At 49.8% G+C, this 12379-nt stretch carries 8 protein-coding genes; 3 read left to right on the top strand and 5 right to left on the bottom strand.

The window, feature by feature from the left end; genetic code table 11:
* Positions 1 to 65: 65 nt before the first annotated feature.
* Complete coding sequence (locus tag H608_RS0105080) at positions 66 to 1106, top strand: isoaspartyl peptidase/L-asparaginase family protein (protein WP_028786727.1); 1041 nt, start codon at positions 66 to 68, stop codon at positions 1104 to 1106.
* A 36-nt stretch (positions 1107 to 1142) separates the two neighbouring features.
* Positions 1143 to 3932 (top strand): TolB-like translocation protein, encoded by a 2790-nt coding sequence (locus H608_RS0105075; RefSeq protein ID WP_028786726.1) that lies wholly within the window; start codon positions 1143 to 1145, stop codon positions 3930 to 3932.
* Positions 3933 to 3936: 4 nt separating this feature from the next.
* Here the strand turns inward: H608_RS0105075 and H608_RS0105070 are convergent, their stop codons facing one another.
* Both H608_RS0105070 and H608_RS21335 read right to left on the bottom strand, forming a co-directional pair.
* The gene (locus tag H608_RS0105070; protein WP_028786725.1) at positions 3937 to 6555 is read right to left on the bottom strand and encodes a valine--tRNA ligase; all 2619 of its coding nucleotides are present in this window, start codon (positions 6553 to 6555) and stop codon (positions 3937 to 3939) included.
* Between the two features lie 62 nt (positions 6556 to 6617).
* Positions 6618 to 7064: a response regulator gene (locus tag H608_RS21335; RefSeq protein WP_051268056.1), complete on the bottom strand. Its 447-nt coding sequence runs from the start codon at positions 7062 to 7064 to the stop codon at positions 6618 to 6620.
* Between the two features lie 464 nt (positions 7065 to 7528).
* Here H608_RS21335 and H608_RS0105060 point away from each other — a divergent pair, with 464 nt between their 5' ends.
* Entirely contained in the window at positions 7529 to 8260 is a 732-nt protein-coding gene (locus H608_RS0105060) for an esterase family protein (protein ID WP_028786724.1), read from the top strand.
* A 115-nt stretch (positions 8261 to 8375) separates the two neighbouring features.
* On the opposite strand, the gene aat is transcribed toward H608_RS0105060, so the two are convergent.
* Genes aat through H608_RS0105045 form a run of 3 tightly spaced genes read right to left on the bottom strand, consistent with a single transcriptional unit; the run spans position 8376 to position 12347 of the window.
* The gene (gene aat / locus H608_RS0105055; RefSeq protein WP_028786723.1) at positions 8376 to 9023 is read right to left on the bottom strand and encodes a leucyl/phenylalanyl-tRNA--protein transferase; all 648 of its coding nucleotides are present in this window, start codon (positions 9021 to 9023) and stop codon (positions 8376 to 8378) included.
* A gap of 15 nt (positions 9024 to 9038) precedes the next feature.
* A complete protein-coding gene (locus H608_RS0105050; RefSeq protein WP_028786722.1) occupies positions 9039 to 9338 on the bottom strand; it encodes an ATP-dependent Clp protease adaptor ClpS in 300 nt (99 codons plus the stop codon).
* Between the two features lie 21 nt (positions 9339 to 9359).
* Positions 9360 to 12347, bottom strand: coding sequence for a ligand-binding sensor domain-containing protein (locus H608_RS0105045; RefSeq protein WP_028786721.1), 2988 nt, complete (start codon positions 12345 to 12347; stop codon positions 9360 to 9362).
* Between the last annotated feature and the right edge of the window lie 32 nt (positions 12348 to 12379).

Here is a 12379-nt window from a genome sequence, read left to right as displayed (position 1 = left end):
TAACGAATTATTATGCCGTTGCTGTGGAACGGCCCGGATTGGCTAAATTGCCGTAAATCGTTTTTATGAAATTCACCTGGATCGTCTTCCTGTGTTTTTTGTCGGTAAATGTGCTTGCCCAGAAGACCGGCAGGCCCGTTTCCCGGGTAGTGCTGGTTATTCACGGCGGGGCGGGCGTGCTGGAGCGGGGCAAGCTGGACCCGCTTCGGGAAAGGGAAGCGCTGGATGCCCTCAACCGCGCACTGGACAAGGGTTACAGCATTCTCGACAGTGGTGGCTCGGCCCTGGATGCGGTTGAGCAGGTGGTGCGCGTATTGGAAGATGACCCTTCATTTAATGCCGGCCGCGGAGCCGTTTTTACAGCCGAAGGCCGCCACGAGCTGGACGCCTCGATCATGAACGGTAAAACCCTGGCTGCAGGGGCCGTCGCGGGAGTGACCACCATCCGGAACCCCATTTCCGCCGCCCGGGCAGTAATGGAAAAAAGTCCACATGTGATGCTCGCCGGGCGCGGCGCCGAAGAATTTGCCCGGCTGCAGGGACTGCAACAGGTCGATAATGCCTATTTCTCCGTAGAAGACCGGCGGAAAAGCTGGCAACAGCAACGCCGCCGCGATTCGCTGGCAACGCTCAAAGACAGCAGCGGTAAAAAAACGTCCTCTATCCTGGCACCCGGGGAAAAGTTCGGAACGGTGGGGGCAGTAGCACTCGACGCCAACGGCAACCTGGCCGCGGCCACCAGCACCGGCGGTATGAGCAATAAAAAATTCGGAAGAATAGGCGACAGCCCCCTCATCGGTGCAGGCACTTACGCCGACAACAAAACAGCGGCCATCAGTTGCACGGGCTGGGGCGAATATTTTATCCGGCTTGTAATCGCCAAATCCGTTTGCGACCGCATGGAACTCGGCCATGAATCGCTGGAAAAAGCGGCTGACATATTGATCAATGAAAAATTGCCCGCGCTTGGTGGCGATGGCGGCCTGATCGCCGTAGACAAAGACGGAAATATTGCAATGCCCTTTTCAACGCCCGGTATGTTCCGCGGCTACCTGCGCCGCGACGCTACAGGAATGCAACGCCAGGTAGCGATCTACAAAGAGTAACCCGTATCTTTCCTTTCAAACAAAACTAGCCCAACCATGCGCTGCTTTCTATTTGCTGCTTTTTGTTGTTTACTGACCACTCAACTTTGCGCCCAGCAATTCGGCGGAACCCCATCTTCCGTAAAGTGGCGGCAGATAGAGACCGACACGGCACGGATCATTTATCCCGAAGGACTCGATAGCCAGGCCGTACGGGTGGCAGGGATCGTGCACCATCTTGCAGCGAAGCAACCTTACGCGTTGGGCTCACAAATGCGGCGCATCAACATCGTGCTGCAAAACAATACGGTGATTGCAAATGGGTATGTAGGATTGGGACCTTACCGCAGTGAATTCTATCTTACACCAGAGCGTGACAATTTCGATCAGGGCAGCATTCCCTGGACAGATCAGTTGTCACTGCACGAATACCGCCACGTGGAACAGTTCAATAATTTCAACAACGGATTGAGCCGTGTGGCCAGAGGTGTATTTGGCGAAGAAGGTTATTCCGTAGCCATCAGTGCGGCAGTGCCTGACTGGTTCTTTGAAGGCGATGCAGTGTACAATGAAACACGGCTTTCCCGCCAGGGCAGAGGCCGTTTACCCCTTTTTCTCAATGCCTATCCTGCATTGTGGAAAGCGGATAAAAAATACAGTTGGATGAAGCTGCGCAATGGTTCACTGAAAGATTATGTTCCCACCCATTACAACCTGGGTTATTTACTGGTGCAATACGGACGTGAAAAATATGGATCAGATGTATGGGCAAACGTTACCAGAGATGCCAGCGCCTACAAAGGCTTGTTCTATCCCTTCCAACGCGCGGTAAAAAAATATACAGGGTTAAAGTATGCTGATTTTTACAATAATGCTTTTCAGCATTTCAAAGAAAAATTACCACCCGCACCCGCAACCGAAGCGACAGCAGTGGTGAAACAGGACGGGCGCGTGGTAAACAACGACCGCTTTCCATTTATGATCGGGCAGGACTCGGTCTTATTTCTCCGCACATCTTATAACAAACGTCCGGCTTTTATGCTGAAGGACGCATCGGGTATTCACCGCCTGCGTGTGCGCGACATTGCGCTCGACGATCAATATGCTTGTCGCAACGGCAAAGTAGTGTATGCCGCTTATGAATCGGATCCACGCTGGCGCTGGCGCGATTACAGTGTGATCAAAATATGGGACATAAAAGCCAAAAAAGAACGCACCCTTCGTCATCGTACCAAATACTTTGTTCCTGATATCTCGCCGGAAGGTGATCGCATTGTAGCGGTGCAGCAGGATCCCGGTGGTCGTTCGGCATTGCACGTGCTTGATGCCGGCGATGGCAAAGTGCTGAAAGAAATCACATCGGACGAGATCAATGTATTTTCCGATCCGAAGTTTGCGGGCAATGACCGGGTGATCACGGCTGTGCGGCTGCGTGACGGACGGATGGCATTGGCTGAAGCAGATATCAATGCGGGGAGTATTGTGCGGCTGACATCACCTTCCTATCATGCAATAGGCAATCCATGGGTAACGGATACCGCAGTATATTATACGGCCTCTTATGAAGGCAGCGATCAGGTATATGCCTACCGTTTTGCCGACCGTAAAATATTCCGTGTACTTCGTTCGCCATTGGGCAGTTACCAGGTGAATGCGGATAAAGGAAAATTTGTATGGTCCACTTTTACCGCAGATGGTTACCAGTTGTTGCAGACCGACAGCAGCCGGCTGGCCTGGGTGGAAGTAAGCGACCGCATTTTTGCCGAAGGCAAATCACAACCGGCCGATACACTGGCAGGATTACTTGGCCAGTTGCCAACGCGTTTTTTCCCCGATAAAAAATACCGCAAGTCTACACGACTGTTCAATTTTCATAGCTGGCGTCCTTATTACGAAGACCCGTTGCTGACTTATTCTTTGTATGGAAATAATATTCTCAACACTACGGAAACGGAGATTTATTATCAGTACAATGAAAATGACAAAACGCATGCAGCCGGTGCAAGTTTTGTTTATGGTGCATTCTTTCCTTACCTGAGCGCCGGCGCGCAATATACGTTTGACCGCTCGGTTCGTTATTCGGATACCTTATCGAGAAACTGGGACCAGGTTGATCTGCGCGTGGGATTGAATGTGCCGCTGACATGGGCCAAAGGCAAAACGGTCCGGCAGTTCAATATCGGCAGTAACTATTTTTACAGATCGGATTATAACAAGGGCGCAAACAAAGACAGGTTTGATAATTTTCAATTCTCCTACCTGCATCATTTCTTTTCGTGGGGGCAGCAAACGGAAATGGCGCGTCAGCATATTTTTCCGCGGCTGGGTTATAATGTCAATGCCAACTACCGTCATGCCATCACCAATTATAAAAGCTGGCAATCCTTGTTTGGTGCGGCGGTGTACCTGCCCGGTGCTGCTTACTCGCACAGCCTGGTGTTCACAGGCGCCTTCCAGGAATCCGATACGGTAAATGCTTTATTCAGCAGCCGTTTTCCTTATTCAAGAGGGTACAATGCGATCTATGCTGCACGTATGTGGCGTGCATCGGCTAACTATCATTTTCCGTTGTGGTATCCTGACTGGGGATTTGCCAACATCGCTTACATACAACGCATCCGGGCGAATGCTTTCTACGATCTTACACGTGTGTACTCACGCGATAAACAATTCACGGTTGATCAGCGAAGCACGGGGGGAGAAATTTATTTCGACACGAAATGGTGGAATCAATATTCATTGACCTTCGGCTTCCGGGTGAGTTATCTGTTGGATACAGATTTCTACGAACCCCGGAAGGCCGTGTCTTATGAGTTTGTATTGCCGGTGAGCATTATTCCGCGTTAACGGATCACAACGTTTTCAGGCTTTCTTCGATGGCGATGATCTTTTCTTCGGCATCGGCTTTTTTCTTTTGTTCCATCGCTACCACTTCGGGCTTCGCGTTCTGAACAAATTTTTCGTTGCTGAGTTTTTTCTCTACTGATCCGAGAAAGCCGCGGTAGTACTCGAGATCTTTCAGCAATTGTTCTTTTTGTGAAGTAGTGTCAAGTTCTTTCTCGGTGGCGAGGAAGAAACGGTCTTTCTGTACCACTACGTTGATACAGTCGGGTACAGCCGCATGGACAAAATGTACTTCAGTCGCATTCACTTGCTTGGCCAGCAGGTGTTGTATTTCCTCGTAAGTAGTTTGCTGAGCCGTCTGGATTGATAAAACGATCGCATCCCGTTGTTTGAGTTGTGCTTTCGTACGCGCATCCCGGATAGCTGAAATGGTTTCTTTCAGCAGGGCGCCGCTTTGCAGTATTTTTTCGTTGGCCGGTTGCAAAGCCGTAAACTGACGCACGCACAGATCGTCTTCGCGGTCTTGCAGCAGGTGATAAATTTCTTCGGTAAGGAACGGCATGAACGGGTGCAGCAATTGCATCAGTTCTTCGAAAAAGTAAACCGCTTTTTTATATACATCGGCACTGATTGGCTGTTCGAAACCGGGTTTTGCCCATTCGAGGTACCAACTGCAGTAATCGTCCCAAATAAGTGAATAGATCGTTTTTAATGCTTCACTCAACCGGAACTCGCGATAGAGGCGTTCTACTTCTTCGCGTGCTTCATTGAGGCGGTTCTGGAACCATTCAGCGGCAAAATCGTTGCCGGCTGCAGGGGTTTCGCCGATGCGCGATTCCCAGCCTTTCACCAGTTTGAGCGCGTTCCAGATTTTATTATTGAAAAATTTACCCTGGTCGCAACTGCTTTCGTCGAACAGCAGGTCGTTGCCGGCGGGCGAGGAGATCATGATACCGAAACGTACGGCATCAGCACCATAAGTATCGATCAGGTGCAGCAGGTCGGGGGAGTTGCCCAATTGTTTACTCATCTTGCGGCCCTGCTTATCGCGAACCATGCCCGTGAAGTAAACATCGCTGAATGGTTTCTCGTGCTGGTATTCCATACCGGCCATGATCATGCGGGCCACCCAGAAGAAAATGATGTCCTGTCCCGTTACGAGTACGGAGGTCGGGTAGTAATAATTGATTTCCGGATTGCCGGGTTTGGTAATGCCTTTGAATACTTCGATTGGCCATAGCCAGGAAGAGAACCAGGTATCGAGCACATCGACGTCGCGGCTGAGCGACTGACCGGCGGTTTCCGGATATTTTGCCTGCACCTCTTCGAGGGTTTCGCCAACGTAGCAGTTACCTGCTTCGTCGTACCAGGCAGGGATTTGTTGTCCCCACCAGAGCTGCCGGCTGATGCACCAGTCTTTTACATTCTCGAGCCAGTAGCGGTAGGTAGCCAGGAATTTATCGCCGGGGTGAATGCGGATGCGGCCTTCGGTCACTTCTTTCAAAGCGGGTTCGGCGAGGTCTTTCATCCGTACAAACCATTGCGTGGAGATGCGCGGTTCCACCACGGCATTGCTGCGTTGTGAGTAGCCTACGCGTGTCGTATATTCTTCTTCTTTCACCAGCAACCCTTCAGCGGCCAGTTGTTCAATTACTTTTTTGCGTGCCGCAAAGCGATCCGTTCCCACGAAGATTTCGGCGGCTTCGCTGAGTGTGCCGTCTTCGTTGAGGGTATCGATTACGGGCAGGTTGTGTTTGAGGCCGAGGTTGTAGTCGTTGATATCGTGTGCCGGTGTGACTTTCAATGCGCCGGTACCAAATTCTTTGTCCACGTATTCGTCGAAGATCAGCGGTATGGCGCGGTTGATCAGGGGCACGAGGATCTTGCGGCCTTTGAGGTGCGTATAGCGTTCATCGGTCGGGTTCACGCATACTGCCGTATCACCCATGATAGTCTCGGGGCGTTGGGTGGCGATGGTGATGGACTCCGTGGTAGGTTGTCCGTTGTCATCGGACAATACATATTTAACATGGTAAAGTTTACCCTGTACTTCTTTGTACTCGACTTCTTCATCGCTGAGGGCTGTTTTGGCCGCAGGGTCCCAGTTGATCATGCGTGCGCCGCGATAGATCAGGTCTTTTTTGTACAGGTCAACGAATACTTTGATAACAGCTTTGTAATAATCGCTGTCCATGGTAAAGGTTACGCGGTTCCAGTCGACACTGCAACCGAGTCTTTCGATCTGGTTGTAGATGATGCCGCCATATTTTTCCTTCCATTCAAAAGCATAGGTCAGGAATTCTTCGCGGGAAAGGGTGTTTTTGTCGATGCCTTTATCGCGGAGCATTTGAACCACTTTGGCTTCAGTGGCAATGGAGGCGTGATCGCTGCCGGGTACCCAGCAGGCATTGAAGCCGCTCATGCGGGCTTTACGGACAAGAATATCCTGTACGGTTTCATTGAGTGTATGGCCCATGTGCAGCACGCCTGTGACGTTCGGCGGGGGAATGACCACGGTAAACGCGGGACGGTCATCCGGTTTGCTGTTGAAATAGCCTTTTTGCTGCCATTGACCGGTCCATTTTTGCTCGATCTGGCCGGGTTCAAAATTTTTGCTCAATTCCATAAGGCGGCAAAATTACCAGCTTTTCCGGCGTGCATCAAGTTTAATTTTCGCGCAGCGGCCGATTATTTCACGGGTATGTCGCGGTCGCGGAAGCTGGGGTTGTTGCGCACTTCTTCACAGAGGTATTGTTCGCCTTTGTGTACCTGCAGGATGGCGTTGATCAGTTCCAGGAAGGGCGATGTTTTGGTTACGAATCCGCGGGCGCCGAGGGAGAAAAGGGTGGTGGCGTATCGCGGGTGGTTGTGGGCGGAGAAGCCGATGATACGGGCTCCCGGCGAATTTCCGATGATACGTTTGGTGGCCTGAAATCCGTTGACCGGACTCATATTGATGTCCATGAGAATAATATCATGTTCGAGTTGATCGGCCTGGTGAATGGCGTCCATACCATTGTCGCACTGTGCTACAATATGGAAGCGGCGGTCGTTGCCGAGCAATTGGTGTAGTGAATTCCTGGTCAGATCATGGTCATCAACCAGTATGATCCGGATGGGTTCGGTTTTAGTCATAACGGGTGCGACGGCTTTGGCCGTGTTTTATTAAACGGAACATAATAGTTCCCAAGGTGGATTTTCGGGGGATATAGGGACAGCTGCTGGAGGTTTGGTGGCGGAGGGCTGATCCTAGTAAAAATACGGTCGCGCTAAAGTAGAAATCGTACGTGAAAATACCAAGTGGGAACAGTTGATAATTGCAAAGAATATGACCAATTAGGCGTTTTTAGTGTTATTTATAAAAAAATTTGATCTATTCGTGGGTTTTTTCCCGGAGGTGGAACCGTTTTTTCACCCGTGAATGGTGAATCGTCATCCCGAAGTCTCGGGAGTCAATCGTCAATTAGTGAATGGTAAAGGGGCAGGTAAGCACCACAACCAAAAATCAATAACCTTACCCCTTAAGCCTTACACCTTTCACCTTACACCTTTTGCCTTTTACCTTAAAACTTGATATATTGAAGCTTCAAATAACCCGCATGAACAGATCCATCACATCATGGTATAGTCCTTCGCTCGGAAAAGAAATGCCCATTGCCACTTACGGCGATTACGGTTTTGCCCTTTTGCTCGTACCTACGGCTGCTGCCGATTACCTGGAATACGAACGTTTCCAACTGATCGACGCACTGGCACCCTTTATTGATGGAGGTAAAATAAAAGTATTCTCGATTGACAGCATCAACAACGAAAGCTGGCTGAACAACAATATGGATCCCTGGCAGAAATCAGTCCGCCATCAGCAGTGGAACGATTATGTGTACAATGAAGTAATACCGTTTATCCGTAACAGCACCAGTTGGGAAACACCCATCGTTGTTTCAGGTGCTTCTTTCGGTGCTTTGCATAGCATGAATTTATTCCTCAAACGCCCTGATCTCATCAATGGTGTTATAGCCATGAGCGGTGTGTATGACCTTACCGAGTACACCAAAGGGCATTACGACGATAATGTTTATTTCAACAGCCCGCAACATTATATTCCCCAACTGTCGGATCACAACATACTCGAACAAATCCGCCGCAGCGGCCACATTCATATTCTTACCGGTGCAGGTGCACATGAAGATCCTGATGCCGCCGGACGTTTTGCCCGCATCTTATATGACAAGGGCATCGGGTATGAACTGGACAACTGGGGACCCGGTTATCCGCACGACTGGCCTACCTGGCGGGCCATGTTGCCGCATTACCTGGGAACAAGATTTTGAAAAATGTGTAAATGTGTAAATGTGAAAATGAATAAGCGCAGAGGTTCCCGAAGCGGTCTTCTCATCTGCACACGGACCCGCGCGAAGCGCGGGCACATTTCCACATTGAAATCATTTAGGCCTTCAGGCCTAAATGATTTCTAAATTCCTTCCCTTCAATCATCCTCGCCCCCATGCTTTCAAGATAAGCGGTATACACCTGGCAATCGATCAGTTCCACGCCATCCTTTTGCAAAAGCTGTGCATACTTTGCAAAGGCATAACGTGATGCATTGCTGCGCAGGCTGAACATACTTTCCCCGAAAAAAACAGTACCGATACGGATGCCGTAAAGCCCGCCGATCAACTTATCATTTTCCCATACTTCTGCACTATGCGCATAACCACGGCGGTGCAATTCCGTGTAAGCATTTTCCACTTCCGGTGAAATCCAGGTGCCTTCCTGTCCCGCACGCGGTACCTCGCGGCAGTGTGCGATCACTTCCGCAAACGCTTTGTTTACGGTAAAACGAAAGGCATTTTTGTTGAGTAAGGGACGTACCGATTTACTCAGTTTTAATTCCGAAGGAAACAAAACAAAACGTGGATCCGGGCTCCACCACAGCACAGGTTCGTCTTCGTTGTACCACGGAAAGATGCCCAGGCGGTAAGCAGCCAGCAACCGTTCAGGCGAAAGATCGCCGCCAACGGCCAATAAGCCATCTTCTTCTGCCAGCGCAGGATGGGGAAAGTTCAGCGTATCGTCAAGGGAGAAGACGGGCACGGTTTACTGCTTGATTCAACCGGCAATTACTTCAACGGTAGCACCGATGCCCCGTTCGGTAATGGCGTCGCATAAAGGTTTAAGTTCATCATAACTTCCCTGCTTCACGGCATATTTACCCTGGAAGTGGATGATATAGGAACATTGTTCGGCTTGTTCCTGGCTATGGCCGCATACTTCCACCAGGGTTTCAATCACCCATTCAAATGTATTGACCTCATCGTTCCACACAATCAGGCTGCAGGGGTCCTGCGTTTCGGTCATCTCCGCGGTTGCTACATCTTCCCGCGTATCAAAATCATGTTGCAAAGCCATATTGCAAAAGTATAAAACTTTTTACACTCGGCTGTCCGGTGCAGGAGCCACAGGCGAGTCTTTAGTATTGGAATGGAAATCAAGGAAATAGGTAAATAAGTTTGTTTCCGTCGGGATTTGCAGTTTTTTCCGCAGCCGGTAACGGCTGATTTCCACACCACGCCCCGAGATGTTCATGAGCTGCGCAATTTCCTTGGTGCTGAGGTTCATCCGGAGATACGCACAGAGCTTCAGTTCATTGGCCGTAAGGTTGGGATGCTTTGCTTTCAATGCAATGAAAAAATCATTGTGCACCTTGTCGAAGTGAATGGTAAAGTGTTCCCAGTCTTTATCCATTTTATCTTCGTTGCCCAGCGTTTTGATCATGCGGCGAAATACATCGAGCGATTTTTCATCATCGGTACTGCGCGTCACTTTTTGCAGTTCGTCTTTCATCTTCGTCAGCAGTTCTCCTTTCTTCACCAGGTGCATGGTAGTACTTGCCATTTCTTTATTTTGAAAGGCGATCTCCGCTTCCAGTTTTTCATTTTTCAGCCGGATGATTTCTTTCTCATTTTTCTCCAGTTCCAACTGGTGCAGGTATTGCTGACGCTTTTGTTCTTCTTCGTATTGCGCTACTTCCAGTTCATGCAGGTAGCGAAGACGTCTTTGCTCGGTTTCATATTGCGTACGCTGGCGCTGGAATTTTCTTTTTTGCCAGCGATAAACGAGATAAGCACCCATCAGTACCAAACATCCATAAAGCGTATAGGCCCACCAGCTGCGATACCACGGCGGCAGTACATAAAAACAGTAACTGTATACAACCGATTCATTGCCCAGGTTGTTGCGTGCCCTCAGTTGAAAGTTGTAAGTGCCCGGTGGGAGATAGGCATATTCTTTTTCCGTTTTCTCACTCCATTCAGACCATTTCTTATCGTATCCTTTCAGGTAATAACTGTACTCGATATTCGTTTGTTGTTCATATAACGGTGCGCTAAAAGTAAAATGCAGGCTGTTCGAGTTGTAGTTGATCGATGGCGTTTGCTGTTGTGTCTGGTCCTGGCTCACATCGCGGAAGTAACCGCCGAATAACAAGGTGTCTGTTTTGCCCAGCGCTTTTACTTCGCGCAGGTGCACCTGCAATACGGGGTGATGTTGTTTGTATTTGGCGTAGTTGATATGGAAATATCCTTTCTCCGCGCCTACAAAAATATTGTGCTCATCCACAGGATATACCTGCTCAAATCCACTTACGAGTTTGCGGTTGAGTTCCGGAATATAAATGATGCGTGGCTTGGCGCCGGAAAAGTCGGCCACGCCTAAACTTTTATCATATACAAACCATACGTTTCCCTGCATGTCTTCGCGCAGGTAACGGATAATGAGATCGCCGAAGATCTGCCGGAAGTAAGCCGATGGTAAAAAGCTGTCCGTTGCCGCATCGTATTCATAGATGCCATTTTCCGTTGTCACTACTATGCGGTTGCGTATGCGGAAGATATAGTTGCCGTTGCTACTTAAACCATGACGGAATTTCTCTGCGTAGGATTGAACGGTTGGTTTGCCGTCGTTGTATTTTACGCGGTAAACGCCTTTATACGGATGCGATACCCATACATCCTGGTGATCGACCGCCACGAACCGCGACGATTCAAAAGTGGCCTGCGCACCGTCGTGAACAAATTTTCCATTTTTATAGGTAAAAAAACGAATGCCCTGGTAGGTGCCGGCCACCATCAGATCACTGGGAGATACGGAATTAAGCGGTTGAAATGTCCAGAAGCCTCCGCTGTTGTCAAGTGGTTTTGCCTGATCGCCATTGATCACATACGCACCTTCGTGGTGACCCATTAACAGCTGTCCGTTTACGGTTGACAGATTCCATGCCTGCCCCCGGCCATTGGTCACTTGTTGAAAGTTGCCTTTTACAAAACTCAGATCCTGTCGTTCTTCCAGTGGCACCGAGTACAGTCCGTTAGTGGTAGCGAGATAGAGATGCGCCTGGTGGATGATGGCCGAGTAACCCGCGCTTTCGTTGGATTTGTCAGGAAAGATATTTTTGATGGCGCTGTTGTAAGCAATAAAGTCGATGCCGTTGTCGAGCCCGAGCCAGAGGTTTTTATGCTTGTCAGCATAAATGGCCAGCACGTTGTTATTCTGCAGTCCTTCCTGCCGCGAAAATTGCTGGATGGTTTGTCCCTGCGGATCGATGATCACGCAACCGCGGGTTGTCGTGGCCAGGGCGATGGAGTTTTTATCGATCAGTGTTGCTCCATATATATGGTAGTCGGCGATCTGGCTGAGTGCCGGTGTTTGCATTTTTTCCAGCTTGCCGTGGCTCATCCGGAAGATTCCGTGTTTCAGGGTGGTGAGTAACAGCGTATCGGGATGCAGGGCCACCACGGCGGTGATCAGAAATCCCGGCGGCATGTTTTCCCGCGGAATAAGCGATTGCCAACTGCCCTGGCGGAACAGCATCACACCTTTTATTACATCCTGCGCGATCGGCCCCTGCGGACCCACGCCCAGGAACAACCAGGTATTGGACGGATAAACCGTTATATGGTTATCTGCCAGCATGAAAATACGGTCGTTAGACCGGAAGAATACTTTTCCCTCAAAACAAACAATATCCCACACGTCGGTGAACGACCGGTGCTGCGGCGGGATCATGTCTTTGACCGAATGGTAGGTGAGGATGCCGGTTGGTGACGGCGAAAAGTACCCGATCTCGTCCTGCGCGCCTACATATAACCGGCCATCGGTGCCGATAGCGATGGAGCGGACGATGGTTTTGTTGGGAAGCGGGTGATTTTTCCAGTAAGTGCCGTCGAAACTGAGCAGGCCTTCGTTGTTGGCAAAATAAAGCAGCCCGCTTTTGTCCTGGCAGATGTCCCAGTTCTGGGTGCCGGCCCGGTAGGAAAGTTTGGAATAGTTCAATATTTCCGGCAGGCCAATGGTATTCTGGCTGCGGAGGGGCTGCAGGAGCCAACAGTTTAGCAGAAGCAAGGCAATCGAAAATCTCATGTTTTCCGGACAAGTACACCGAATGTAAGCAA

It is taken from the genome of Terrimonas ferruginea DSM 30193 (assembly GCF_000425585.1).
In the GTDB taxonomy this organism is placed as follows: domain Bacteria; phylum Bacteroidota; class Bacteroidia; order Chitinophagales; family Chitinophagaceae; genus Terrimonas; species Terrimonas ferruginea.
The sequence above is the reverse complement of the archived record's forward strand: the minus strand, read 5'-3'. Positions and strand labels throughout refer to the sequence as shown.